Here is a 24,488-nt window from a genome sequence, read left to right as displayed (position 1 = left end):
TATCGTCGACTTGATTGACGGTGTTTCGCCACTCTAGTTGCCGGAACGGTCTACTTTGAGGTATTGGCAGGGCCGCGCCGAGTGGTTCTAAAGAGTATATGAGTGAGGCCGTAGGCGCAGTAGGCACGGCTTTCGTGAGCAAATGAGTAACCTGACCGACAGGACAGAAAGAAGAAAACAATGAAATTCCTCGATCAGGCCAAGATCTTTATGCGCTCCGGAAATGGTGGTGCGGGCTGTGTATCGTTTCGGCGAGAAAAATACATCGAATACGGCGGGCCGGATGGCGGCGATGGTGGCCGTGGCGGTGACGTTTGGGTTGAGTGCGTAGACGGACTCAACACGCTGATTGACTACCGCTATCAGCAGCACTTCAAGGCCGAGACCGGCATTCACGGCATGGGCAAGAACCGAACCGGCGCCGATGGTGGCGACGTGACGCTCAAGGTGCCCGTGGGAACGCAGGTTCTCGAAGAAGACAATGAGACCGTCGTCGCTGATTTGACCGAGGTCGGGCAGAAAGTGCTTTTGCTCAAGGGCGGCAACGGCGGTTTTGGCAACGCGCATTTCAAATCATCGGTCAATCAGGCGCCGCGCCGTGCGAACCCTGGCCTCGTCGGCGAAGAAAAATGGATTTGGCTTCGGCTCAAACTGATTGCGGACGCGGGCCTCGTTGGACTTCCCAACGCCGGCAAGTCGACGTTTCTCGCAACCGTGTCGGCAGCAAAGCCGAAGATTGCAGACTATCCATTCACGACGCTTCATCCCAACCTCGGCATTGTCCAGATTGATGGCAACAGCTTTGCCATGGCCGATATTCCCGGATTGATTGAGGGGGCACATGAAGGCACAGGCTTGGGCGATCGGTTCCTCGGCCATGTCGAACGCACCAGGGTCCTTCTTCATCTGGTCGATGGTTCAAGCGTCGAGGACCCGGGCGAAGCCTACCGCGTGGTGCGCGGAGAGCTGGAGGCCTATGGTCATGGTCTGGCCGAGAAGCCGGAGATCGTCGCCCTGTCGAAATGCGATGCTCTGACGGATGAACTGATCGAGGAGCAATCAGCCTCTCTCGAAGCGGCTTGTGGTCAGAAGCCACTGATCCTGTCCTCCGCCAGTGGCCACAACGTGGATCGGGCGCTGCGCATGATCATGCGCGCGATCGACAAGGACAAGCAGGACTCAGCGAATGAAGTGCCGTCCAAGGAGCAGGAAGGCTGGCATCCCTGATGGCCAGCCTGCGTCCCCTGTCACAGCACGGCCGCATCGTCGTGAAGATTGGCTCTGCCCTTCTCGTGGAAAGAGGGGAGCTAAAGCGCGACTGGCTGGATGCGATGATCGAGGATCTTGTGTCGCTGGTGAAGGCCGGCTCCGAGGTCATTGTGGTTTCTTCCGGATCGATTGCTCTGGGGCGCGGCATCTTGGCTTTGCCAGCGGGACCTTTGAAATTGGAGGAAAGCCAGGCCGCAGCTGCGGCGGGTCAGATTGCGCTTGCCAAGGCCTATGCGGAGAGTTTGGACCGGTTCGGCATTCAGGCCGGGCAGATCCTTTTGACATTGGGTGATACGGAGGAGCGTCGGCGCTATCTGAACGCCCGCGCCACGATCGGGACGCTGCTGAAGCTCGGAGCGGTGCCGATCATCAACGAAAATGACTCAGTTGCGACCTCCGAAATTCGATATGGGGACAACGACAGGTTGGCCGCCCGTGTGGCGACCATGGCCAGCGCGGATTGTCTCGTTCTTCTGTCCGACATTGATGGTCTCTACACTGCACCACCCCTGACGAACCCGGATGCGGTCTTTTTGCCTGAAGTGCCTCGCATTACGCCGGAAATTGAAGCCATGGCGGGAAGTGCAGGGTCCGAGCTGTCCCGCGGCGGCATGAAAACCAAGATCGATGCCGGCAAGATCGCAACTGCGGCCGGAACATCAATGGTGATCACGTCTGGAAAGGCTCTCAATCCTCTCAAGCGTTTGAATGAAGGCGCTCGTGGAACCTGGTTTCCGGCTCTGGCAACGCCGGCGACAGCCCGCAAGGCCTGGATTGGAGGTCACCTGGAGCCGCGTGGAGAGATCCAGCTCGACCCGGGCGCAGTCAAAGCGCTTCAAGACGGAAAAAGCCTTCTGCCGGCGGGCGTGACACGCGTTTCTGGAGAGTTCTCCCGTGGTGATGCGGTTCGGATACTTGATCCGGAAGGTCGGGACATTGGTCGCGGCTTGATAGCCTATGACCTCGATGAAGCGGTCATGATCGCGGGGCGAAACAGCCGAGAAATCGAGGCGATCGTTGGCTATCCGGGGCGGGCCGAAATGATCCATCGCGATGATCTCGTGCTGGACGATGCAATTTCAGGCTGAAACCGGTAAGAAAGCCGGGGTCAGAGATTTGGGTCTGCAATCGCAGACGATGAAGCGGAACGAGAAAAATGTTGGAAAAGGTTGAGTCCGTCAACGTTCAGGCTCTCATGGCAGAAATCGGTCAGCGCGCTCGCGCGGCAAGCCGAATACTTGCCGTGGCTCCAACCGAAACCAAGGACAGCGCGCTTAAAGAAATGGCCAAAGCCGTGCGCGCAGCCATGCCGGATATCCTTCAGGGCAACGCCAAGGACCTTGAGTTGATGCGCGCGAACGGTCAAAGCGCATCGTTTCTCGATCGCGGAACGTTGACCGAAGAGCGCATCGAGGCTGTTGCTCAGGCGCTGGAAGATATTGTTGCGCTGGATGACCCGGTCGGCAGCGTGATTTCGGCCTGGGAGCGACCTAACGGTCTTAAGATCGAACGTGTTCGAACTCCGCTAGGCGTCATCGGCGTGATTTACGAGAGCCGTCCGAACGTGACCGCAGATGCTGGCGCGCTCTGTCTGAAGGCGGGCAATGCGGTGGTTCTGCGCGGCGGCTCGGATACGATCCATTCCAACAAGGCCATACATGCGGCTCTGCAGGCTGGTCTTAAGGCAGCCGGCTTGCCAGAAGACGCCATTCAGATGGTGCCGGTCACCGATCGCGCGGCCGTTGGCGAGATGCTGAAGGGGCTCGGCGGCAATCTGGATGTGATCGTCCCACGCGGTGGCAAGAGCCTCGTGGCGCGAGTCCAGGACGAAGCCCGGGTGCCGGTCTTTGCTCATCTGGAAGGCCTCGTACATATCTTTGTCGACAGACAGGCTGATCTGAACAAGGCTCTCGACATCGTCGTCAATTCCAAGATGCGGCGCACCGGTATTTGCGGAGCACTGGAAACCTTGATGTTTGATGAGGCCGTGGCCCACAGCCATCTGCCTGCGATCGTGAAGGCACTGCAAGACGCAGGCTGTGAAGTGCGCGGCGATGCACGCACGCGCGAGCTTTGCGAAAACGTGGTGCCTGCGAGCGAAGCCGACTGGAGCACTGAATATCTTGATGAGATCCTGGCGGTGAGAGTCGTCTCTGGCCTCGATGAAGCCATTGAACACATCTCAGCCTATAGCTCCAATCATACCGATTGTATCGTCACGGAAGACATTGACGCGGCAGAAGCCTTCTTCCAGCGCGTCGATTCAGCCATCGTTTTGCATAATGCGTCTACGCAGTTCGCTGACGGCGGTGAATTCGGTATGGGGGCAGAAATCGGCATTGCGACAGGGCGTATGCACGCGCGCGGCCCTGTTGGTGTGGAGCAACTGACAAGCTTCAAGTATCGTGTTCGCGGCGAGGGACAGATCCGTTCATGACGGCATGTTCCGGTCAAGAAAAGCTGGTTCCTGAATGGTTGAAGTTGCCCCACGCGGAGCGCGGCAATCGCATCGGCATATTCGGTGGCTCGTTCAATCCGGCACACAGTGGACATCTGCTGGTCGCGGAGACAGCCTTGAAGCGTCTCGATCTTGATCAGGTTTGGTGGCTGGTTACCCCTGGAAACCCTCTCAAGGATCACGCAGAACTTGCGCCGCTCGAAATGCGGGTCCATATGACCAGTGCGCTGGCCAACCATCCAAAGATGAGGGTTTGCGCTCACGAAGTGATTCTCGGATCGCCCTACACGGCAAAGACGATCCAGTTGCTGAAGCGAAAACGTCCTGCGTTGAACTTTGTTTGGATTATGGGGGCCGACAATCTCGCCGGATTTCATCATTGGCAGGATTGGCGGTCGATTGTTCAAACCGTTCCGATCGCGATCATCGACCGACCGGGCTCGTCATTGGCGACCCTCGGCGCACCACTGGCGAAAGCCTATGAGCGCCAAAGAGTTGCAGAGGAAGACGCTTCCTTGCTGGCAGATCTGAAGCCGCCTGCTTGGACATTTCTTCACTCCGCACTCGACAACACGTCCTCAACTGGTTTGAGGCAGAAGAAGATTCCGTAACGGAAAGTGAAGCCCCTGGATTTGTTGCATGTCTTGAAAATGCAAACTTGAAGGGCTTATCCTATAGGAGGGCGCCGATATGGCGTCCGAGGTACGGTCAAACCGTCCCCCGACATGATGTGCGGGGGCAACAAGGCGAAAGGCACAAAACCTGACCATGACCTTTGAAAGTGAGGGGGCCATCCAGTCCGCTCCGAAACAGTCTCCCGCAAGCGCTGAACTTTCGGGTGAGCTGATCGATACGGTTCTCGCCAGTCTTGAAGACTCCAAGGCAGAGGACATTGTGACTCTCCAAATCTCCGGTAAAAGCTCATTGGCGGATCAAATGGTGATCGCCTCGGGTCGCTCGCATCGTCATGTGGGTGCGATTGCTGATCACCTTCTGCGCGACGTCAAGGACGCGGGTGCCGGTAACGCCAACATTGAAGGTCTGACGACCTGCGATTGGGTTCTGATCGATGTCGGTGACGTCATCGTCCACATTTTCCGTCCTGAAGTGCGAGGTTTCTACAACCTCGAGAAAATGTGGGCCCCTGAGCCGGACGACGCACCGCAGTACGTCGGCTAGCAAGCTGGCTGGTCTGAGAGAGTAAGAGTGCGGGGCCATCGGCCCTGCAAGGGATGCTATGCGGTTTAATATAACCTGTGTCGGGCGCATGAAATCCGGGTCCGACAAGGATTTGTTCGACCGCTATATTGACCGCGCTAGAAAAACCGGACGCGGTCTCGGCTTGGCGGACATCTCTGTCAGGGAGATCACGGAGAGCCGCGCCCAACGGGGGGCTGACCGCAAGGCAGAAGAGGCTGCTTCCCTGGAGGCAGCGTTGCCTGCGGGTGGAAAACTCGTTGTCCTGGACGAGCACGGAAAATCCCTGAGCAGCTCTGATTTCAGTTCGAAGCTGGAAGCCTGGAAAGATGAGGGTGTTCCCGATGTCTCCTTCGCCATTGGCGGCGCTGATGGTCACGGCGATCGCATATTGGCCCGGGCTGACCTGAAGATTGCCTTTGGGGCGATGACTTGGCCGCACCAGATCGTTCGTATTCTCCTGGCAGAGCAGATTTACAGAGCCCTGACGATTCAGGCGGGCCATCCCTATCATCGCGAGTAATCTGCGCTAGGGCGTCGCCAAGACTTGGATTGCAGTCGCGGTTTCGCGAGATGCCCGGTTGTCGCCTTAATCAGCCGCTAGGTTGTAATCTTGCCAGTGGCGGCCCGCAGCAGGATCTGGTGAACGGTTCCTTAACGATGCATTGGGTATCGACTCCTCATGACGGACCGATTGATCGGCAGATGGCACGCGAGACCTTCGAGGCTCTGCCCGCATGAGCAGAGACGCCACTCGCTGGGCGTTATCTCGTCGATTGTGGCATCGGGACTTTTGCTGTTGATCGCAATCGATCCGGCAATATCCACTGAAACTGTTGAAGCGCCTGAGACGGCGTCAACCGCTCCGGAAATCGATCAAGCAGCTCTTCAAAAACAGGTGCGAGAGCAGGAACTCTTGGCACTGGGGCGCGACATGGAAGTCTCGGATCAAAGACAGTCGGAAATCGAACGGGAAATCCAGCTGATCGACCGGGACAGAGACACGCTGAACAGCAAGATCCTGACCGCCGCCGATACCATCAAATCACTCGAGACCAAACTGACCGACACCGAAAGGCGGCTTCTTCGCCTCGCGGAAAACGAAGACACGGTCCGCATGTCCTTGAGAGGGCGCCGGGGTGTCCTCGCTGAGGTTTTGGCTGCCCTTCAGCGTATTGGCCGGCGTCCGCCACCGGCCTTGGCGGTGCGCCCTAGTGACGCACTGGCAGCGGTACGAAGCGCAATCCTGCTCAACGCCGTCATGCCTGAACTGAGAGTGGAAACCGAAGCGCTCGCCGCCGATTTGGCGGAACTCAGCCGTCTGAAGTCTGTAATCGCCGAAGAGAAGAAGAGTCTGCGCGGCGATGCCATGCGTCTTGCGGAAGAAAAATCCCGCCTTGAGCTGCTCCTAAGCGCCAAGCGTCAGGAGCGCGACAAGACGGCGGCAGAGCTTGCCCAGGAAAAGGCAAGGTCGCAGGAATTGGCCGCAAAGGCGGGCACTCTCAAGGAATTGATCGCCGATCTTGAACGCGAAATCGAGAGCGCCAGAACCGCGGCAGCAAAGTCTCGTGAGGCCGAGAGACAGGCCCGTCTTGACCAGAGCGAGCGTCAGGATCCCTTTTCTGATCCGGGTCGGCTCGCGCCTGCTGTTGCCTTTGAGGATACAAAAGGCCGCTTGCCCCGGCCGGTTTCCGGTGAGATGGTGCGGGACTTCGGTCAGGAAGATGAGTTCGGTAGCCTCACACAAGGGCAGTCGATCACAACTCGAGCAGGATCACGTGTTACCTCGCCCTCTGATGGCTGGGTTGTCTATGCTGGACCCTTTCGTTCGTTCGGCCAGCTCTTGATCCTGAACACAGGCGGCGGTTACCATGTACTTCTTGCCGGCATGGACCGAATCGACGCTGAATTGGGGCAATTCGTGCTTGCAGGGGAACCTGTAGGCGTTATGGGCACAACCAAATGGGCAAGTGCCTCCACGATTGGTTTGGGTTCTTCCCAGCCGATCCTGTATGTTGAATTTCGCAAAGACGGAAGTGCGATCGATCCCACACCCTGGTGGGTGCGCGTTGAAGAAGAAAAGGCTCGCGGATGATTCGGAAAGCTTCACTGCTACTCGTTGGTGCGCTGATGGGGGCTGCTGCAGTCACCACGCTGACCCAGATACCCTTCCGGGTCAGTGACGCGGCCAATGCCGCTGCGTCTGACACCTATCGCCAACTCAATCTCTTTGGTGATGTCTTCGAGCGCGTGCGCTCCGATTACGTCGAGATGCCAGATGATGCGCAGCTGATTGAAAGCGCGATCAACGGCATGCTGACCTCGCTGGACCCGCATTCCAGCTATATGTCCCCCAAGAGCTTCCGCGACATGCAGGTGCAGACCCGCGGCGAATTCGGTGGACTTGGTATCGAGGTCACCATGGAAGATGGTCTCGTTAAGGTCGTCTCCCCGATCGATGATACGCCAGCCTACAAGGCCGGTGTGCTGGCGGGCGATTTGATCACCCATATCGACGGCGAGCAAGTTCAGGGATTGACCCTGAATGAGGCGGTCGAAAAGATGCGTGGCCCGGTCAAGACCGACATCATCGTGACAATTCGGCGCGAGGGTGCGGGCGAGCCGCTCGATATCACCATCACGCGCGACATCATCCGCATTCGCTCGGTGCGCTGGCGTGAAGAAGGCGATGTTGGCTATGTCCGCATCACCCAGTTCAATGAGCAGACATTCGATGGCCTGAAGAAGGGCATCGAAGAGACGGCGAACAACATCGGCGAAGACAATATCAAGGGCTTCGTCATTGACCTTCGCAACAACCCGGGTGGTCTTCTTGACCAGGCGATTGCAGTCTCTGATGCTTTCCTCGAACGCGGCGAGATTGTCTCGACGCGCGGCAGGAACTCTGATGAGACCCAGCGCTACAACGCCCGCAGTGGCGATCTGACTGAAGGCAAGCCGGTGATCATTCTGGTCAACGGTGGCTCTGCCTCCGCGTCGGAGATCGTTGCTGGTGCTCTGCAGGATCATCGCCGGGCGACGATCCTTGGAACGCGTTCGTTCGGTAAGGGCTCGGTCCAGACCATCATTCCGCTGGGTGCAAATGGTGCTATTCGTCTGACGACGGCACGCTACTACACGCCGTCCGGTGTCTCTATCCAGGCGAAGGGCATCGCCCCTGACATCGAGTCCCTGCAGGACTTGCCGGATGAGCTCAAGGGACGCGCTGAAACCAAGGGCGAGGCCGGGTTGCGCGGTCACCTAGAGGCTGAAGGCGAAGAGGGCGAAAAAGAGCAGTCTGGCAGCCAGGCCTATGTACCTGCCGACCCGGCTGAAGATACGCAATTGAAGCTGGCGCTTGATCTCTTGCGCGGCGAACAGGTGAACAGCGCGTTCCCGCCGACCGGCGACTCCGCTTCGGCGCCAAATTGATAAAGCTGGTGGCCGCGCTTTGATACAGAAGCGCGGCCACCACTCTTCTGCTCGAGCCGAAACAAAGGATGCCCGACGGACCCCATGGCGAGTGAAGATCTCTCTGCACCCTTAGGACTTGGAAAACGCCGAATCCTTCGTCTCCCCTTTGGATTGATGGGGGTGGGGATCTTGAGCGTTGTGGCGACGACTGCGGCGATCTGGATGGGGGTTGTGAACGATCCCTTCGGCGGCGAACCGGTCGCTGTGGTGCCACTGGAAAACTCCGTCAAGGGCCTCTCCTCTCGCGATATCGAAGTCGTCGAAATTCGCCCCTCACTTGAAGGCGATCTAGGCCCCAATCTGAGGCGTGAGCAGAACAATGCGAACCTGGGACCTCGCTATAACCTTCAAGCGTCAGAAGGGGGCGATGGTCCGTCCGCGGGACTTCTGATCAACCCTGACCCGCGCGTCAGCGAGAGATCCGACTACGGATTCTTGCCGCGTATCAGCTCGGATGGCGTCCGGCCTCTGGACGCCTATGCGCGACCGTTTTCGAGCGAATTCGCATCCATTCCAAAGATCGCAGTGATCATCGGTGGGCTTGGGTTGAGCGAGACCGGGACGCAGAACGCCATCGACAGTCTGCCGGCCGACGTGACCTTTGCCATGGCACCCTATGGCTCCAACATGGACCGCTGGATGCAGAGCGCACGCACCAAGGGGCACGAACTTCTGCTCCAGTTGCCGCTTGAGCCTTTTGACTTTCCTGACAATGACCCCGGTCCGCACACTTTGCTCATCAGTCTGCGTCCTGCCGAGATGATGGATCGTTTGGCATGGTTGATGACGCGGGTCACAAACTATGTTGGCGTGATCAATGAAATGGGTGCGCGCTATACGTCGACGCGGCCTTCCATGCAGTATCTGTTGGAAAAGCTCACCGGCCGCGGCCTGATGTTCGTCGACAACGGAGCATCTTCGCGCAGCATGTCCGCCGAAGTCGCTGCCGAGGTTAAAGCACCCTTCAGTGCGGTCGATGTTGTGCTGGATGCCGTTCCGCGGGAAGACCAGATCAACGCGAAACTGCTTCAGTTGGAGGGCGTCGCCAGAGCGCGCGGTGTCGCCGTGGCCTCCGGTTCGGCTCTGCCGGTCACGGTCCGCCAACTCGAGGTCTGGTCTCGCGACCTTGAAGAGCGGGGCCTTTTGCTCGTGCCTGTAAGCGCAACGATTGATCGATGAGTGATTTCCGTGCCTAAAGAGAGAACGGACCCGGGCTTTCCTGTTGTTTCAGACGGATTGCCATACCGCCCCTGTGTCGGAATCATGGTGTTGAATGAGGCTGGCAAGGTCTGGGTCGGTAAGCGAGACGACGGCAAGGGCGCTTCCGAGTACGAGTTCGCCTGGCAAATGCCACAGGGCGGGATCGATACCAGCGAGGACCCGAAGGTGGCCGCGCTGAGAGAGCTTTACGAAGAAACCTCGATCCATTCTGTCTCGGTTGTCGGCGAGACTGCGGACTGGCTGACCTACGACTATCCTGCGGAAGTCATCGCCGTGTCACGGCGCAAGAAATACCGGGGACAGGCGCAGAAATGGTATGCTGTGCGCTTCACCGGCCCGGTTGATGAGATCAACGTCCTCTCACCGCCTGATGGCCATAAGCCTGAGTTTTGCGAATGGAAATGGGTGGACGCTCAGACGCTCCCCGGACTGATCGTCCCCTTCAAGCGGGGCGTCTACGAAGTGGTTGTGTCCGCTTTTTCTCATCTGACGGCCTAAGCCGACATGATGGATCGTCTTCCTCCGTTCGATCTGATTGACCTTCGCCTTCTTCTCGCCATGTCTGAACACCGGCACTTCGCTCGGGCTGCTGCTGCATGTGGCCTGTCGCAACCCGCCCTGTCTGCAAGAATACGGCGTCTGGAGGCGGCTCTCGCGACGCCATTGATTTTTCGGGGCAAACGGTTCGAAGGTTTTACACCCGAGGGAGAGCGGATCCTCGTCTGGGCAAGACGCATTTTGTCTGACTGCGGCGGCTTGGTGCAGGACGTTGCCGTTTCAGGCAGCCCGTCTGGGGTCTTGCGGCTCGGTGTTGTGCCATCTGCCGCGCCCTATGCGGGTCGGCTTTGCGGTCGCCTCGCACGGATCCATCCCCGCATAACCTTCCGGGTCCTATCCCTGTCATCATCTGCGATCGAGGCTGGACTGGCGGACTTTAGTCTCGATGCAGGGCTCACCTATCTGGCTGAAGGCACTCCGGCGGATTGCAAAGCATTTCCGATCTACGAGGAAACCTACTGTCTCGTCGCAGCGCAAAATGTCGATCTGAAAGCGACTAACGCAACGAAGATGACCTGGTCTCAGGCGGCTGAGCTGCCTCTTTGTTTGTTGACGCCTGACATGCAGAACCGCCGGATCATAGAGGCCGCGTTCGCACAGGCGGGCAAGACGCCCGAGACGCCATTTGAATCGAACAGCTTCAACGCGATACTTGCACTTGTCCGAGACGGCGGCTTTGCGACCATCTTGCCACGCCTTCAGGTGGATGCAGGACTGAGCGAGGGCCTGCAGGTCCTCGATCTCGTCGACCCTGACGCGCGGGCGAAGCTCGGCATCCTCGTGCCCCAGCGTGAACCGGCGCTGCCCGTGACATCAGCTTTAGTTGCAGCGATACCGGATATTGCCTGAAAATTGATAATTTCAGATTATCAAATGATCCGCATTGATGACTTGCCATTGCATTTGGAAGGACGTTTCCTCAGGCTATTATAGCCAGCGGGAACAGATGACATGACATTCGGCAAGGGGCTTTCCAGAAAGCCGTCCCAGCCCAAGGGCCGCCAGCTCGAAGAAACAGCTCTTGAAGATGTACGCAGTCTCTTGGGAAATGAGACCCGGCAGCGCGACTTCCTGATTGAGCATCTCCACAAGATCCAGGATAAATTCGGTTGTCTGCATGCTCGGCATCTGAAGGCGCTAGCCGAAGAGATGCGCTTGTCTCAGGCCGAGATTTTCGAAGTTGCGAGCTTCTATCATCACTTCGATATCATTCGGGAAGGCGAAGCGGCGCCTGCTCCACTGACAGTGAGGGTCTGCGACAGCATCGCCTGTTCACTTAAGGGAAGCGAAGCATTAGCTGCTTCTCTTCAGACAGGTTTGGATCCCGCGAAGATCAGGGTTCAAAAGGTTCCTTGCATAGGGAGATGCGCTGGCGCGCCTGCGGTCCAGGTCGGCAAGAAGGCCATCGATGGCGCGAATGAACTCGCGGTTCACTCGGCGATCTATGCTGGAGATCAGCTCCCGCTTCTGCCAGAATTTGTAGGGTTGAAAGCCTATCTTGCGGCTGGCGGCTATGAGGTTCTGCAAAAGGTCAGGGCCGGAAGTCTGGACGCTGTCGACATCGCAGACCATGCATTGGCAGCTGGCCTTCGCGGTCTCGGCGGGGCAGGGTTCCCGACCGGTACGAAGTGGAAGATCGTTCACGACCTTCCCGGTCCGAAATATCTGACAGTGAATGGGGATGAGGGAGAGCCCGGCACCTTCAAGGATCGTTACCATCTTGAACGGGACCCGCATCGCATGCTCGAAGGCGCCCTCATTGCTGCACATGCGATTGGTGCGGAGCGCATTTACCTCTACATGCGCGATGAGTATCCGGCCGTTCTCGCCATCCTGAAAGCAGAAATCGCGCTCCTGAGAGAGTGTGGTGTCATCACGACGATCGATATCGAGCTTCGGCGCGGCGCAGGCGCCTATATCTGCGGCGAGGAAAGCGCGATGATCGAATCCATCGAAGGCAAGCGGGGACTGCCGCGCCACAGGCCGCCTTACATTGCGCAGGTGGGACTGTTTGGCCGGCCGACACTCAATCACAACGTTGAGACCCTGTTCTGGCTCCGTGACATCATCGAAAAAGGCTCGGACTGGTTTGCCGCGCAGGGACGCCGCGGCCACAAGGGTTTTCGCTCTTTCTCAGTTTCCGGCCGCGTGAAGAACCCTGGCGTCAAAGAGGCTCCGGCCGGCGTCACCATGAATGAACTGATCGAAGAGTTCTGTGGTGGCATGGAGGACGGCCATACCTTCAAGGCCTATCTTCCCGGAGGAGCTTCTGGTGGCATCCTGCCAGCCTTGCTTGGCGATGAACCTCTCGATTTCGGCACATTGGAAAAACACGGCTGTTTTATCGGAAGCCATGCCGTGTTGGTCTTTTCGGATCGTGACAACATGCGTGACGTCGCACTCAATCTCATGCGGTTCTTCAAGCATGAAAGCTGCGGCCAGTGCACGCCTTGCCGCTCAGGCACCGAAAAGATGGTCTCGCTGCTGACGGAAAAGACTTGGGATCGTGACAAAATCGCGGATCTGGATGAGGTCATGCGCTCGGCGTCTATCTGCGGTCTGGGGCAAGCGGCTCCAAACCCAGTGGCCTCCGTCCTCAAATTCTTCCCCGAGGAGTTCGACCAATGAGTGAGGTCGTCACCTTCACACTTGATGGAAAGTCCGTCACCGCTTCCGAAGATGAAACCATCTGGCAAGTGGCAAAGAGGGAAGGCGTTGGCATCCCGCATTTGTGTCACAAGGATGCGCCGGGCTATCGCTCGGACGGCAATTGTCGTGCCTGTATGGTCGATATTGAGGGTGAGCGCACCCTAACCGCCTCCTGCATCCGTCATCCTGCGGAAGGCATGGTCGTCAACACGGAGACGGAGCGGGCAACCAAGGCCCGCGAGATGGTTTTTGAACTGCTGATGGCCGATCAGCCAGATCGGCATGCGCACCCTGACCCGGAAAGCGACTTTTGGCGCTGGTCCGACAATATTGGTGTGACAGCGAGCCGATATGCTCCCTGCGAAAGGCCCGCGCAGGACGTTTCGCATCCGGCAATCGCCGTCAATCTGGAGGCTTGCATTGCCTGTAACCTTTGTGAACGCGCCTGTCGTGAGGTCCAGGTCAATGACGTGATCGGGATGGGGTGGCGTGGCAGCCACGCAGCGCCAGTCTTCGACCTCGCCGATCCGATGGGCCTTTCAAGCTGTGTCGCTTGCGGCGAATGCGTGTCGGCCTGTCCTACAGGTGCACTCTTCGAAAAGAGCTTGATGGATGAGACGGCGGCAACGCGAACGGTCTATCCGGACGAAACTGTCGACAGTGTCTGTCCATTCTGTGGCGTTGGCTGTCTGACGTCCGTGTCGGTCAGCGACGGCAAGATCGTAAAGGTCGAAGGGCGCGACGGACCTGCCAACGAAAACCGGCTATGCGTCAAAGGCCGGTTTGGTTTTGATTATGTCTCAAGTCCTGAACGTTTGACGAAGCCGCTGGTACGGCGGGAGGATGCACCCAAAGACCCCGAGTTGAAACTGAACCCGTCCAACTATTTGACGGTGTTCCGGGAGGCGTCCTGGGAGGAAGCGCTCCACCGTGCCGCGGATGGCTTGAAAGAGAGCTATGGCGCAAAGGGCGGAGCAGGCCTTGCCGGCTTCGGATCCGCCAAAGGCTCAAATGAAGAAGCCTATCTGTTCCAGAAATTCATCCGCCAGGGATTTGGCACCAACAACGTCGATCATTGCACGCGTCTGTGCCACGCCTCTTCGGTTGCCGCACTAATGGAAGGTATCGGCTCTGGCGCGGTCACGGCGCCCTTCAGTTCGGCACTTGATGCGGATTGTATCATTGTCATCGGCGCGAGGCCTGAGCAGAACCACCCCGTTGCGGCAACATATCTGAAGCAGGCGGCTCAACGCGGTGCCAAGCTTGTCGTCATGGACCCGCGTCACCAGGGTCTGATGCGTTTCGCCGATTATGCGCTGGTGTTCAAGCCCGGCTCCGACGTTGCGATGCTGAACGCAATTCTGAATGTCATTATCACCGAGGGGCTTTACGACAGCCAGTACATTGCAGCTCATGTGGATGGCTTTGAGGCACTGAAGGAAAAGATTGCGGATTTCACGCCGGAGGCAATGGAACCGGTCTGCGGTATTGATGCCGAAACCTTGCGTGAAGTCGCTCGCCTGTATGCCAAGAGCGGCAAGTCGATCATCTTCTGGGGCATGGGCGTTTCGCAGCACGTGCACGGAACGGACAACGTCCGCTGCCTGATTGCCATGGCACTGACGACCGGACACATCGGGCGGCCCGGGACTGGCCTCCATCCGCTCCGCGGTCAAAACAACGTGCAGGGTGCCTCGGACGCAGGGCTCATTCCGCAAGTGTTTCCGGATTATCGCTCGGTTGAAGACCCGGCGATACTCGCGGAATTTGAAGACGCCTGGGGAAGGACGCTCGATCCGCAACGTGGACTGACCGTCGTTGAAATCATGGATGACATTCTCGCCGGTGGCATTGAAGCCATGTATGTCATGGGTGAGAACCCGGCCATGTCAGACCCGGACCAGCATCATGCGCGCAAGGCCCTGACAAGCCTGAAGCACCTTGTCGTGCAGGATATCTTCCTGACAGAGACGGCCTGGCATGCCGATGTGATCTTGCCGGCTACGGCTCACGCCGAAAAGCTCGGCACCTTCACCAACACCAACCGTCAGGTTCAGATCGGACGCCCCTGCGTTTCCGCGCCAGGTGAGGCGCGACCGGATCTGGATCTGATCATCGAGCTCGCAAATCGGGTTGGTCTGAATTGGGACTACTCGGGGGTGCCGGAGGTCTATGAGGAAATGCGCTCGCACATGCGTTCGCTGGAGCACATTTCCTGGGATCGGCTGGAACGCGATGGAACGGTGACCTATCCGGCTGACGATGACCATGCACCCGGCAATGAAATCCTCTTCGGCCAATCCTTCCCCACCAGTGACGGGCGCGCCAGGATTGTTCCGACAGATCTTGTGCCGCCAGCCGAGCTGCCTGACGCTGATTTCCCGCTCGTCCTGACAACAGGTCGCATGCTGGAGCATTGGCACACCGGGGCAATGACCCGCCGTGCAACTGTGCTGGATGCGATTGAGCCAGAGCCCGTTGTCTCCATGCATCCAAAGGAAATTCGCAAGGCTGGATTGGAAGTCGGACAGCAGGTGAGGGTCGAGACCCGCCGCGGGACGATCACATTGACGCTTCGCGCTGATCGCGACGTTTCAACAGGAATGCTTTTCATTCCGTTCTGTTTCCAGGAAGCCCCAGCGAATTTCCTGACAAATCCGCAGTTGGATCCTTTCGGCAAAATTCCGGAGTTCAAGTACTGTGCTGCGAGGATAGCACCAGCGATGCTCGAGGCTGCGGAGTAGGGCCTAGGCCGCCCACTCTTCGCGAACGTCCGGATCAGTTTCGCTTTCGAGGCGCCGCGCGAGCTCGGCTGAGCGCTCGTCTTCTGGCGCGAGTTGCCGAAAGGCCCAGGCCGCGGCGCCTCTGACAACAGGGGCGTAGTCATCCAACAGGGCTCGCACTTTCGCCAGGAACTCAGGCTCCCTGGAATTTCCGGCCGCGATCAACACGTTTCGAAGAAACCTGTTTCGTCCGATCCGTTTGATAGGCGAGCCGGAAAAGAGCTTTCGAAATGCGGCATCGTCAAGCGCGAGAAGATCGCCGAGCTGGGGTGATTTCAGATCATCCCGCGCGATCAACTTCGCCTCGCTGGCCGTCGAGGCGAATTTGTTCCAGGGGCAGGCTGCCAGGCAGTCGTCACAGCCGTAGATCCTGTTGCCCATTGGTTTTCGCAACTCTGTCGGGATTGGCCCTGCGTGCTCGATCGTCAGATAGGAGATGCAGCGCCTGGCGTCGATCTGATAGGGGGCCGGGAAAGCGTCAGTCGGGCAGTTTTCAAGGCAGGCCCGGCAGGATCCACAATGATCGATCTCTCCGCCTGAAGGTGGCAGTTCCAGTGTGGTGAAGATCGATCCCAGAAAGAACCAGGATCCGAGTTCTCGCGACACAAGATTTGTATGCTTGCCCTGCCAACCAAGCCCTGCCGCCTCCGCAAGGGGCTTTTCCATGACGGGTGCAGTGTCGACGAAGACTTTAACGTCGCCTCCTGCGCGCGAGCCGAGGAAATTGGCAAGCTCCTTCAGTCGCCCCTTGATGACATCATGGTAATCCCGGTGCCGGGCATAGACCGATATGCCGGCGCTGCGCGGGTCTTCCAGATGGGCGAGCGGGGCATCCTCGGGCCCATAGTTCATCGCGAGCATGATCACTGATCTGACTTCTGGCCAAAGCTTGCGAGGGTCTCCCCGGCGTTCAGCGGTCTCTTGCATCCAGCCCATGCTGCCGTGATGACCCGCGTCCAGAAACTGGCGCAGTCGCTCAGGTGCTTGTGGAATGCTGGTCGCGGAAGTGATCCTCAGCCCGTCGAACCCGAGGCTTGAGGCTTTGTCTTCGAGCGCCTTGATCAGCTTTTCGGTCTTGCCGGGTTTGCCTGCCGTATTGCTCAGAAGTCCAGATCCGCGTAGGTCGCCGCCGCCGGCATGCCCAGGATCTTCTCGCCCAGAAGTGGACGCATGCTCGGCCGTGATTTGACCCGAGCGTACCAGCTCTTCACGTTGTCTTCCGCCGCCCATGGCACTTCACCCAGATAGTCAGCGCAGGAGAGCTCGGCTGCGAGCGCGAAATCGGCGAATGACAGCCGATCCCCTGCGATCCACCTGCGCGAAGCCACAAGATAGCCGAAATATCGCAGATGGTGGTGGATGTTTGCGCGCGCGACCCGCAGCGCGGCAGAATCAGGCTCGCCGCCGCCCGCAGACTTCGGCATTGTCTGCTTGTAGATGCGCTCCCGGACAAGATGGCCGACGACTTCGAGGTCAAACTTGCTGAGCGACCAATCGACCAGACGGCGACACTCTGCGCGCGCATCTGGGTGATCCGGCATCAAACGCCTGTCCGCGACCGCGTAGCCACGGGTCTCATCAAGATATTCCATGATAGGCGAGGCGCCGCAAATCGGTGGACCATCGTTCTCAACGAGAACGGGCACGGTGCCGGCCGGGTTGAGGTCGAGCAGCTCCGCGGGACGCTCCCAGGGATTTATGGTCCGTTCCTGATACTCGGCTCCATACTCCTTCAACATCAAACGAACGAAGCGGGACGACGGCGAGAACGGATGATGATAGAGCGTGAGCATGAAAGAGGTTGGAACAGCCTGTTGGAGACGGTTTATCTATGGCACCTGATCGCGTGCCGATAGCTGTCAATTATGTCCTAAGGGTGGTTATCAAGGGTTTGACGCCAACCGAATTTGCTGGAAATTGTGTGTCGATTTTTGTGGGATCCGGCAAAGCTGATTTTTAGATCATTTGGAGACTTTATTGATGGAAGAACAAACGATCATCAACGCACTGATTCTGGGGATTGTTGAGGGTCTTACAGAGTTCATTCCGGTGTCTTCGACCGGCCACATCCTGCTCTTGGGGCATTTTCTGGACTTCGAGAGCACGGGCAAGACCTTCGAGGTCTTGATTCAGCTTGGCGCCATCCTCGCGATCCTGACCGTCTATGCCGCGCGGCTTTGGAACCTGGCCATGGCGCTGCCGAGCGATGGAAAGTCGAGGCGGTTTGTTTTCGGCATCTTCTTGGCTTTTCTGCCAGCCGCCGTCATCGGGGTCATGGCGCATGGCTTTATCAAGACCGTGCTGTTCGAATCCCCCGCTCTGATCTGCACCACCCTGCTGGTAGGCGGTATCATTCTGCTCTGGGTCGACAGGCTGCCTCTTAAGCCGCGCTACACCGACGTGATGGACTATCCCCTGAGCCTCTGTTTCAAGATTGGCCTGTTTCAATGTCTTGCCATGGTTCCAGGTGTTTCCCGGTCCGGCTCGACAATTGCAGGCTCCTTGCTAATGGGAACCGACAAGCGTTCTGCGGCTGAGTTTTCTTTTTTTCTGGCCATGCCAACAATGGCGGGCGCGTTTGCCTATGATCTCTATAAGAACCGCGATGTTCTTTCGATGAATGATGCCGTGATCATTACGATCGGCTTCATAGCGTCCTTTGTTGCTGGCGTCTTCGTTGTGAAAGGGCTCCTCAATTTCGTCACCCGCCATGGTTTCGCGCCCTTTGCCTGGTGGCGCATCATTGTTGGCCTGCTCGGCTTTATGGGGCTCTATTACCTCGGTTGATCGGCGTCAGGTCACTTGCACTCTGTGCGCACTCGCAAGTTCTTCCAGTTCAGCTGCAAGTGGCTCTCTCAGATCTGCGGGCTCGATGAGTTCTGCGCCCGGGCCGAGCCAGCGGATCAAGGGAAAAAGGCGGCTTCGACTGACATCGGGAAGGCTGATCAAAACATTGCCGTCAGATCCGGGTGTGAAGACAGCATGTCGATAGTACCAGTCGGACATGAGTTTGGCGGCATGGTGCGCGGTGACGCGTATCAGAGCACTTGGTCTTTCTGTTTCCCAGCGGCGCATGGCCTGAGACAGCCAGGCTCCTCCAAGGAATTGCCGTATGGAAAAAGCCTTCTCCGGCTGAAACCTGAAACCGCTGACTTCAATATTGCGAACGCGGTCGGCGCGATAGATCTTCAGGCTGTCAGCGCCGACTGATCGGCCGACAAGGTACCAAAGATCGCGGTCGAACAAGACGCCATAGGGCTCTACGTCATGCGCGCGCGGTTGAGGTCGCGCCGGGTTGAGGTGATCGAAGCGAACACGCCGGCTCTCCAGGAGACCGGTCATGAAGCCGTCGAGTGCTCTCTGCCAATCGGCATTCGGTTCGAGATGTGTGCCTGCGTGGAAAATGTCTGCGGGGACAGGTTCGATACCGATAATGCGGTCAGCTTCGCTCAAGAGTGGTTGCACCGACTTTGGCAGCGACGCCACTAGCTTGCTTTCAGCGGCGACGAGCTCTTCCACCAGAGGTATGGTCCGAATGCCGCGCACAAGGGCAAGGGCGGTAAGAAGTGCTGCAGTCTCCCTGCGGGTCAAGGCGACAGGCGGTTGGAGAAAACCTTTCTCCAGACGGTAACCGCCCTCTGCGCCGCGCTCGGCTTCAATCGGAATGCCGAGCGCAAGCAGACGGTCCACATCTCGGTAGATTGTCCTTAGCGAGACCTCGAAGCGCTCCGAAAGCGTCGTTGCTGTCACGAGTTTTCCGCCAGTCAGGAGCAGCAAGATGCCCAATGCGCGTTCTATCGGGTTCATCTGCGTCCTCTCCCGTTCGGCCAATTCTGACAGATTTTCAGAAAAAGGAACATAACAAGAATATACCTGACTCCCTGCTGTCAGGATTGACCAGGCATTCTCTTTTTATCGCCGGACGGACTTCACCCGCGGCCATCAGAAAAGGGAGTTGAACTCATGACCATGGCAACCGATAGAATCTACCGCCAAAAGGCGGCGAGCCGGGCTCTTCCTCTCACGCTGCTTGTCTTGCTTGGCAGGCGGATACGGGAAGTGCTCGAGTACCGTAGAACCATTCGAGCGCTTCAAAGACTCGATGATCGTAGTCTGCGCGATATCGGCGTGACCCGTACCGCCATGGGATTTGAAATGATGCCGGACGAGCTGCGCCGACAGCGGTGACGCTGAGCGATGCGCGACGAAAGCAAAACGGGCGGCCTGGGCCGCCCGTTCAAAAATCAATCTTCAGTCGTTCGATCAGGCGGCGCGATGCGCGTCGAACTGTCCGTGCTCACGAAAGCGGTCCAGATAGGTCGGTAGGATTGCGGCCAGCGTCGCCGGCTTGATACCGATACCTTCAAGGGTTCGTTCTTCCTTGGCCGCCGCTTCCGAAACAATATTGTCGCTTCTCAGAAGCTCCACCTGATCTGCCGTAAGCAGTGGCTTCGGCAGGATCTGCATCACGCGGCCAAGAGCACTTGCAACGTCAAACGGAATTGGTAGAAGCGTGCGCTTGCGACGGGTCACGTGGAGCATGAGCTCCAGACATTCCTTGAAGCTGACGACTTCCGGTCCACCGAGCTCATACGTGGCGCCGGCGGTCAGCTCTCCGTCAACCGACTTTGCCACCGCTTCAGCCACGTCACAGACGTAGACAGGCTGAAATTTCGTTTCGCCGCCACCAATCAGTGGCAGTGCGGGGGCAATCCGCGACATGGAAGCGAACTTGTTGAAGAAATCATCTTCCGGGCCAAACACGATCGAGGGACGCAGAATGACGCTGCCCGGCAGGGTCTCAAGGGCGCCTTGCTCGCCTTCGGCCTTGGACCGCGCATAGTCGGAAGCGGAGTTCTCGTCAGCACCAACCGCGGAGATGTGCGTGATCCCGGAAAGACCAGCGGCACGTGCTGCTTCGGCGATCGCGCGCGGCCCAAAGGACTGCACCGCGTCAAAGCTTTGCTTGCCCGAAGGAAACAGGATCCCGACAGCGTTCACGACGGCATCTGCGCCTTGCACGGCACGATCGACCGACCAGCGATAACGCAGATTGGCCTGTACGGGCATGATCTGTCCCGGCGCTCCAAGAGGCTGGAGGTGTTCGGCAAGATCCGGGCGGCGCACCGCAGCGCGGACCCGGTAGCCACGGCGGGCAAGTGCCTGCACGATATGGCGTCCGAGGAAGCCGGATGCTCCGAAGACTGTTACGAGTTTTCCATTGAGAGCCATGGACATGCCGGTTGCCCCCTGTCGCGTCCAAATGATGTTGCAGTTCTTTCAAGAACCAAACGTTCCTCAGTCTCTTAGACCTTTGCCGTCACCCTGTGAAGGGGCTAGCGTTTTCTGCTTGTGAATGAGTTTAATTGTTTTCACTTCTGTGATTGACAAGATCCCGACCCGTCCTTAAAAGCCCCTCTCACAGCCCAGGTGGCGGAATTGGTAGACGCACTAGCTTCAGGTGCTAGCGCTCGCAAGGGCGTGGAGGTTCGAGTCCTCTCCTGGGCACCAAAAATTCTTTCGGATAGACTGCCAAGATCCGAAATTTCCGAAAAAGGTCCGGTTCCCGGGCCTTTTTTCGTTTCTTGAGCCGGCCTTTGATGCTTTTGGATGCAACAAGGACGACAACTTGACTATGTTAAGTGGCGTTCTTGTTTCTGTTGGCAATGCTGTGGCTCCAAAAATCTGTTGTTGCCCTCTCAAAAGCAAATAAGATGCGTTACTGTTCTTCAGGAGCCTAAATGTATCGCCTGATCTCTCCCTCGGTGTTTCTACTGGTGACCGCAGTCGGCCTGAGCGCGACGGTTTCCTATCATGAGGCGGTCAAGCTCGCCGAGACAAGCCGTTTCACCTCTTTGGCGGAGCAGGCTAGCAACAGCATTGTTTCGCGGGTGGGCAACCACATCTCCCTGCTTCACGCAACGCGTGCGCTTTATTCTGCCAACAAGGGCGAGGTGAGTGAGCAGGCGTTTTCGGCCTTTGTTTCAGGACTGGATCTGAGCGGCGAGTATAGCGGCGTTCAAGGGATCGGATTTGCCAAGGTCATTCAGCCGGATGCAGAACCAGACATCGCGGCCGATCTTAAGAGGAACTACAATCTGGATCGCGAGGTCTGGCCGGAGTCGTCAGAGGATCTCAGGACCGCGATCCTTCTGCTCGAGCCATCCAATCCGCGAAATATTGCAGCCCTTGGCTATGACATGTACAGCGATCCGGTTCGTCGCACGGCCATGCAGAGTGCTGTTGAGCTCAAAGATGCAGTCGCGTCCGGGCCGGTCGAGTTGGTTCAGGAAATCACCGAGGACAAACAAGCTGGCTTCCTGGTCTATCTTCCCTGGTATGCGCCTGGCGCTGACGAGAGTGAAGAGGCGGACGAAAATCCGCTCGACGGATTTATCTACGCTCCCTTTCGTGCCGGCGATCTTCATCGCGCGGCATTGGAACCTGGGGCGCAATTGCCGGTTCTGGTCGAGACATTCGACGTTAGCGGCAACGAGCCTATCCAGCTTTACAAGTCTGGCGGTTTCGAGAGCCGTGTCGCGGACAGCGGACCGAAAGTGATCGTTTCTGCTGAAGTTGCCGGCAGGAATTGGGAATTCAACATCTATCCGACCAGACAATTCCGCGATCCATCAGACTATTATCCGGTCTATGGGCTCGGCGTCGGAGTGCTTCTGATCGCCTTTTTTGCGGCAGCGTTGTCGCATGCTCAGTTCCGTGCAGGGATGACCGCAAGGGCGTTGGCAACTGCAAATAGGCAAGGTCTCGAGGAAAAGGAGCTGATGCTTCAGGAAATGAAGCATCGCTTGAAAAACGCGATCGCCCGGATCGCGGCAATTGCGCGCCAAACCGCCAGCAACTCCGAGGACCTCGAGGAGTTCTCGCAATCCTTCCAATCTAGAATGATCTCGATGGCGAATGCTCAAGATATGCTGACCCGCTCGCAGTGGTCGCGGGCGGATTTGAGAGAGCTGCTTTATTCGGAAGTGTCTCAAGTCCTTGGCGATGACGTTGCCGATGAAGCCTTGTCTGGCGACGCGGTGGAGTTGAACGAAAAGGCAACCCAGGCATTGGGACTGGTCTTCCATGAGCTTGCGACCAACGCGCTGAAATACGGCGCCGTGACGGATGCCGAGGGTGTCTTGTCTGTTTCCTGGCGGATCGATGGGCGTGGCCGCCAACGCAGCCTTTTGATCGAATGGGTTGAAAAGCGCGCGCCGATTGCCATTCAGGCCGATAAAAAACCAGGCTTTGGCACCCGTTTGATTGATATGAACATCAAACTGGAGCTCTCGGGCACGATCGAGCGGGAGATCGGAGAGTCTCAGACCCGTATTCTGATCCGTCTACCGAATGCCTCTGTTTCCTGAAGACTGCTATCTATCGCCGTTGCATCCTGAAGTAGGTGGAGTTGCCCCGCTTTGCCCGGTTGGCGGCCGAAAGAGAGGAATTGCGCTGGGGAAACCTTGCGCGACGGCCTTTCATGTTCTACCTGACACAAGAGTTCAAACGGGCATCTTGGCCCCGATTTACCTGAGTTCCTCCGCAGGCCGCAGGGACAGTTTGAGGAGCCAGTCACACTCATGACGATCCGCAGCCACAAGCACGATCTTCCCGATCTCTCTGCCTATGAAAATGCAGAGGCTGTGGCGGTTGACACTGAGACCCTCGGGCTCAACCCTCACCGTGATCGTCTATGTGTAGTCCAGCTGTCTGCGGGCGACGGGAGTGCCGATGTCGTGCAGATTGCACGGGGCCAAACCGAGGCGCCGAACCTTGCCAGGCTTCTGACTGATCCTTCCAAGCCGAAGATCTTTCATTTTGCAAGATTCGATGTCGCCGTTCTGAAGCGGTATCTGGATATCGCGGTAACCCCGGTGTGGTGCACCAAGATCGCCTCCAAGCTTGTCCGGACCTATACGGACCGCCATGGTCTCAAGGATATCACTCGCGAGCTCGTCGGTGTCGAGTTGTCGAAGCAGCAGCAGAGCTCCGATTGGGCCGCCGAAAAGCTCTCGGACGCACAGCTGGCCTATGCGGCATCTGATGTGTTGCACTTACACAAGCTCAAGACGCGTCTGGAAGCCATGCTTGAACGCGAAGAGCGCGCACATATCGCCAAGGCCTGTTTCGAGTTTCTACCGGTTCGCGCCGAGCTCGATCTCAAGGGTTGGGACGAAAACGACATTTTCGCTCACTCATGAGCATGATAGGACCTAGGCTGCAATGACGATGGCAGTAGCCGATACGACTGGAGTGACCGCGCGGCCAACCGAAAGCCGTGCCCAGCGCTCTGCGCGCCGTCACAGCCGGATGGTCAAAGTTCTGCGCATCTTGCTGCCGCTTACTGGCGTGCTGATTCTGGCGGGGATGACGGCGCTGGTCGTCGTGTTCAACATTCTGACCGGGCTCGGCATTGGAAATGTAAGTTTGAGCAGTGATGGCCTTGTGATGGATCGTCCGGAGCTTTCTGGCCATGACGGAGAACGATCGTACAAAGTGTCCGCAGTCAGGGCCATCCAGCGGCTGAGCGATCCCCGGATCATCGATCTTGAGAACATCCGGGCCGATATTGTGTTAGATCCGACTCAAAGTGCGAAGGTCTCGGCTCTGAAGGGAACATATGACAATGGCGCTGAAACGCTCGCGCTCTATGATGGTCTTCAGGTGGAGTGGAGTGAAGGCTACATCGTTGACCTCGCTGAGGTGACCATTGATTTGAAATCCGGGGCTTTGAAAACGACCGAGCCGTTCTCGATCCGATCGGAAAATGGCAACATTCGCGCTGGACAATTGACCTATGATCAGGACAAGGGGATCGTCCGGTTTACCGACGGCATCAGGATGGTGCTGACCCCGGGCGCCCAAGAGGAATAACC

The 24,488-nt window shown here is 57.8% G+C and carries 22 protein-coding genes and 1 tRNA gene; 19 read left to right on the top strand and 4 right to left on the bottom strand.

Going from position 1 to position 24,488, the window contains the following annotated elements:
* Positions 1–180 precede the first annotated feature (180 nt).
* From obgE to fdhF, 13 genes are all read left to right on the top strand, one after another.
* The gene (obgE, locus tag IG617_RS19360) at positions 181–1,227 is read left to right on the top strand and encodes a GTPase ObgE (RefSeq protein WP_192110890.1); all 1,047 of its coding nucleotides are present in this window, start codon (positions 181–183) and stop codon (positions 1,225–1,227) included.
* Complete coding sequence (gene proB / locus IG617_RS19355; protein ID WP_192110889.1) at positions 1,227–2,357, top strand: glutamate 5-kinase; 1,131 nt, start codon at positions 1,227–1,229, stop codon at positions 2,355–2,357. The genes obgE and proB overlap by 1 nt, the downstream gene beginning before the upstream one ends.
* A 68-nt stretch (positions 2,358–2,425) precedes the next feature.
* Positions 2,426–3,706 carry a glutamate-5-semialdehyde dehydrogenase gene (locus IG617_RS19350; protein WP_192110888.1) on the top strand — a complete coding sequence of 427 codons (1,281 nt, stop codon included), beginning with the start codon at positions 2,426–2,428 and terminating at the stop codon, positions 3,704–3,706.
* Positions 3,703–4,338 (top strand): nicotinate-nucleotide adenylyltransferase, encoded by a 636-nt coding sequence (locus IG617_RS19345; RefSeq protein ID WP_192110887.1) that lies wholly within the window; start codon positions 3,703–3,705, stop codon positions 4,336–4,338. The genes IG617_RS19350 and IG617_RS19345 overlap by 4 nt, the downstream gene beginning before the upstream one ends.
* Before the next feature lie 157 nt (positions 4,339–4,495).
* The gene (gene rsfS, locus IG617_RS19340; protein WP_192110886.1) at positions 4,496–4,906 is read left to right on the top strand and encodes a ribosome silencing factor; all 411 of its coding nucleotides are present in this window, start codon (positions 4,496–4,498) and stop codon (positions 4,904–4,906) included.
* Positions 4,907–4,964: 58 nt separating this feature from the next.
* On the top strand, positions 4,965–5,447 hold the full coding sequence (gene rlmH, locus IG617_RS19335) for a 23S rRNA (pseudouridine(1915)-N(3))-methyltransferase RlmH (protein WP_192110885.1): 483 nt from the start codon (positions 4,965–4,967) through the stop codon (positions 5,445–5,447).
* A 159-nt stretch (positions 5,448–5,606) separates the two neighbouring features.
* A complete protein-coding gene (locus IG617_RS19330) occupies positions 5,607–7,019 on the top strand; it encodes a murein hydrolase activator EnvC family protein (protein ID WP_192110884.1) in 1,413 nt (470 codons plus the stop codon).
* Positions 7,016–8,356: a S41 family peptidase gene (locus IG617_RS19325; protein ID WP_192110883.1), complete on the top strand. Its 1,341-nt coding sequence runs from the start codon at positions 7,016–7,018 to the stop codon at positions 8,354–8,356. The genes IG617_RS19330 and IG617_RS19325 overlap by 4 nt, the downstream gene beginning before the upstream one ends.
* 162 nt (positions 8,357–8,518) lie before the next feature.
* Positions 8,519–9,577: a divergent polysaccharide deacetylase family protein gene (locus tag IG617_RS19320; RefSeq protein ID WP_338110041.1), complete on the top strand. Its 1,059-nt coding sequence runs from the start codon at positions 8,519–8,521 to the stop codon at positions 9,575–9,577.
* A 9-nt stretch (positions 9,578–9,586) separates the two neighbouring features.
* The gene (locus IG617_RS19315) at positions 9,587–10,117 is read left to right on the top strand and encodes an RNA pyrophosphohydrolase (protein ID WP_338110040.1); all 531 of its coding nucleotides are present in this window, start codon (positions 9,587–9,589) and stop codon (positions 10,115–10,117) included.
* A gap of 6 nt (positions 10,118–10,123) precedes the next feature.
* Complete coding sequence (locus tag IG617_RS19310) at positions 10,124–11,026, top strand: LysR family transcriptional regulator (protein WP_192110881.1); 903 nt, start codon at positions 10,124–10,126, stop codon at positions 11,024–11,026.
* Between the two features lie 102 nt (positions 11,027–11,128).
* A complete protein-coding gene (locus IG617_RS19305; protein ID WP_192110880.1) occupies positions 11,129–12,805 on the top strand; it encodes an NADH-ubiquinone oxidoreductase-F iron-sulfur binding region domain-containing protein in 1,677 nt (558 codons plus the stop codon).
* Positions 12,802–15,570: a formate dehydrogenase subunit alpha gene (gene fdhF, locus IG617_RS19300; protein ID WP_192110879.1), complete on the top strand. Its 2,769-nt coding sequence runs from the start codon at positions 12,802–12,804 to the stop codon at positions 15,568–15,570. The genes IG617_RS19305 and fdhF overlap by 4 nt, the downstream gene beginning before the upstream one ends.
* A gap of 3 nt (positions 15,571–15,573) precedes the next feature.
* Here fdhF and queG read toward each other — a convergent pair whose 3' ends face one another.
* Together queG and IG617_RS19290 are read right to left on the bottom strand one after the other, a co-directional pair.
* Entirely contained in the window at positions 15,574–16,671 is a 1,098-nt protein-coding gene (gene queG / locus IG617_RS19295; RefSeq protein ID WP_192111110.1) for a tRNA epoxyqueuosine(34) reductase QueG, read from the bottom strand.
* A 38-nt stretch (positions 16,672–16,709) separates the two neighbouring features.
* Positions 16,710–17,402, bottom strand: coding sequence for a glutathione S-transferase family protein (locus IG617_RS19290; RefSeq protein ID WP_192110878.1), 693 nt, complete (start codon positions 17,400–17,402; stop codon positions 16,710–16,712).
* A 187-nt stretch (positions 17,403–17,589) separates the two neighbouring features.
* Here IG617_RS19290 and IG617_RS19285 point away from each other — a divergent pair, with 187 nt between their 5' ends.
* Complete coding sequence (locus IG617_RS19285) at positions 17,590–18,396, top strand: undecaprenyl-diphosphate phosphatase (protein ID WP_192110877.1); 807 nt, start codon at positions 17,590–17,592, stop codon at positions 18,394–18,396.
* 6 nt (positions 18,397–18,402) lie between these two features.
* Here IG617_RS19285 and IG617_RS19280 read toward each other — a convergent pair whose 3' ends face one another.
* Positions 18,403–19,416 (bottom strand): helix-turn-helix transcriptional regulator, encoded by a 1,014-nt coding sequence (locus IG617_RS19280; protein ID WP_192110876.1) that lies wholly within the window; start codon positions 19,414–19,416, stop codon positions 18,403–18,405.
* A gap of 156 nt (positions 19,417–19,572) precedes the next feature.
* Between IG617_RS19280 and IG617_RS19275 the strand changes: the two genes are divergently transcribed.
* The gene (locus tag IG617_RS19275) at positions 19,573–19,797 is read left to right on the top strand and encodes a YjiS-like domain-containing protein (RefSeq protein ID WP_192110875.1); all 225 of its coding nucleotides are present in this window, start codon (positions 19,573–19,575) and stop codon (positions 19,795–19,797) included.
* Positions 19,798–19,872: 75 nt separating this feature from the next.
* On the opposite strand, the gene IG617_RS19270 is transcribed toward IG617_RS19275, so the two are convergent.
* The gene (locus IG617_RS19270; protein ID WP_192110874.1) at positions 19,873–20,847 is read right to left on the bottom strand and encodes a complex I NDUFA9 subunit family protein; all 975 of its coding nucleotides are present in this window, start codon (positions 20,845–20,847) and stop codon (positions 19,873–19,875) included.
* 186 nt (positions 20,848–21,033) lie between these two features.
* On the opposite strand from IG617_RS19270, the gene IG617_RS19265 reads away from it, so the two are divergent.
* From IG617_RS19265 to lptC, 4 genes are all read left to right on the top strand, one after another.
* A tRNA-Leu gene (locus IG617_RS19265) sits at positions 21,034–21,120 on the top strand.
* Positions 21,121–21,350: 230 nt separating this feature from the next.
* Positions 21,351–22,979 carry a CHASE domain-containing protein gene (locus tag IG617_RS19260; protein WP_192110873.1) on the top strand — a complete coding sequence of 543 codons (1,629 nt, stop codon included), beginning with the start codon at positions 21,351–21,353 and terminating at the stop codon, positions 22,977–22,979.
* 213 nt (positions 22,980–23,192) lie between these two features.
* Positions 23,193–23,813, top strand: a complete 621-nt coding sequence (locus IG617_RS19255; protein ID WP_192110872.1) for a ribonuclease D — start codon at positions 23,193–23,195, stop codon at positions 23,811–23,813.
* A gap of 22 nt (positions 23,814–23,835) precedes the next feature.
* A complete protein-coding gene (gene lptC / locus IG617_RS19250; RefSeq protein WP_209008616.1) occupies positions 23,836–24,486 on the top strand; it encodes an LPS export ABC transporter periplasmic protein LptC in 651 nt (216 codons plus the stop codon).
* Positions 24,487–24,488: the final 2 nt, after the last annotated feature.

Origin of the sequence: Roseibium polysiphoniae, from assembly GCF_014842925.1 — a bacterium.
GTDB lineage: Bacteria > Pseudomonadota > Alphaproteobacteria > Rhizobiales > Stappiaceae > Roseibium > Roseibium polysiphoniae.
Note: the sequence above shows the minus strand (reverse complement) of the source record. Positions and strands in the feature narration are given on the sequence as shown.

What these genes read in the sequence shown, in the direction of transcription:
- IG617_RS19305 (WP_192110880.1), top strand. Translation starts at nt 11,129, where the DNA reads ATGACATTCGGCAAGGGGCTTTCCAGAAAGCCGTCCCAGCCCAAGGGC.
- IG617_RS19255 (WP_192110872.1), top strand. Translation starts at nt 23,193, where the DNA reads ATGACGATCCGCAGCCACAAGCACGATCTTCCCGATCTCTCTGCCTAT.
- IG617_RS19325 (WP_192110883.1), top strand. Translation starts at nt 7,016, where the DNA reads ATGATTCGGAAAGCTTCACTGCTACTCGTTGGTGCGCTGATGGGGGCT.
- obgE (WP_192110890.1), top strand. Translation starts at nt 181, where the DNA reads ATGAAATTCCTCGATCAGGCCAAGATCTTTATGCGCTCCGGAAATGGT.
- IG617_RS19270 (WP_192110874.1), bottom strand. Translation starts at nt 20,847, where the DNA reads ATGTCCATGGCTCTCAATGGAAAACTCGTAACAGTCTTCGGAGCATCC.
- IG617_RS19290 (WP_192110878.1), bottom strand. Translation starts at nt 17,402, where the DNA reads ATGCTCACGCTCTATCATCATCCGTTCTCGCCGTCGTCCCGCTTCGTT.
- IG617_RS19310 (WP_192110881.1), top strand. Translation starts at nt 10,124, where the DNA reads ATGATGGATCGTCTTCCTCCGTTCGATCTGATTGACCTTCGCCTTCTT.
- IG617_RS19275 (WP_192110875.1), top strand. Translation starts at nt 19,573, where the DNA reads ATGACCATGGCAACCGATAGAATCTACCGCCAAAAGGCGGCGAGCCGG.
- rlmH (WP_192110885.1), top strand. Translation starts at nt 4,965, where the DNA reads ATGCGGTTTAATATAACCTGTGTCGGGCGCATGAAATCCGGGTCCGAC.
- proB (WP_192110889.1), top strand. Translation starts at nt 1,227, where the DNA reads ATGGCCAGCCTGCGTCCCCTGTCACAGCACGGCCGCATCGTCGTGAAG.
- IG617_RS19285 (WP_192110877.1), top strand. Translation starts at nt 17,590, where the DNA reads ATGGAAGAACAAACGATCATCAACGCACTGATTCTGGGGATTGTTGAG.
- IG617_RS19345 (WP_192110887.1), top strand. Translation starts at nt 3,703, where the DNA reads ATGACGGCATGTTCCGGTCAAGAAAAGCTGGTTCCTGAATGGTTGAAG.
- IG617_RS19280 (WP_192110876.1), bottom strand. Translation starts at nt 19,416, where the DNA reads ATGAACCCGATAGAACGCGCATTGGGCATCTTGCTGCTCCTGACTGGC.
- rsfS (WP_192110886.1), top strand. Translation starts at nt 4,496, where the DNA reads ATGACCTTTGAAAGTGAGGGGGCCATCCAGTCCGCTCCGAAACAGTCT.
- IG617_RS19350 (WP_192110888.1), top strand. Translation starts at nt 2,426, where the DNA reads ATGTTGGAAAAGGTTGAGTCCGTCAACGTTCAGGCTCTCATGGCAGAA.
- fdhF (WP_192110879.1), top strand. Translation starts at nt 12,802, where the DNA reads ATGAGTGAGGTCGTCACCTTCACACTTGATGGAAAGTCCGTCACCGCT.
- IG617_RS19260 (WP_192110873.1), top strand. Translation starts at nt 21,351, where the DNA reads ATGTATCGCCTGATCTCTCCCTCGGTGTTTCTACTGGTGACCGCAGTC.
- IG617_RS19330 (WP_192110884.1), top strand. Translation starts at nt 5,607, where the DNA reads ATGACGGACCGATTGATCGGCAGATGGCACGCGAGACCTTCGAGGCTC.
- lptC (WP_209008616.1), top strand. Translation starts at nt 23,836, where the DNA reads ATGACGATGGCAGTAGCCGATACGACTGGAGTGACCGCGCGGCCAACC.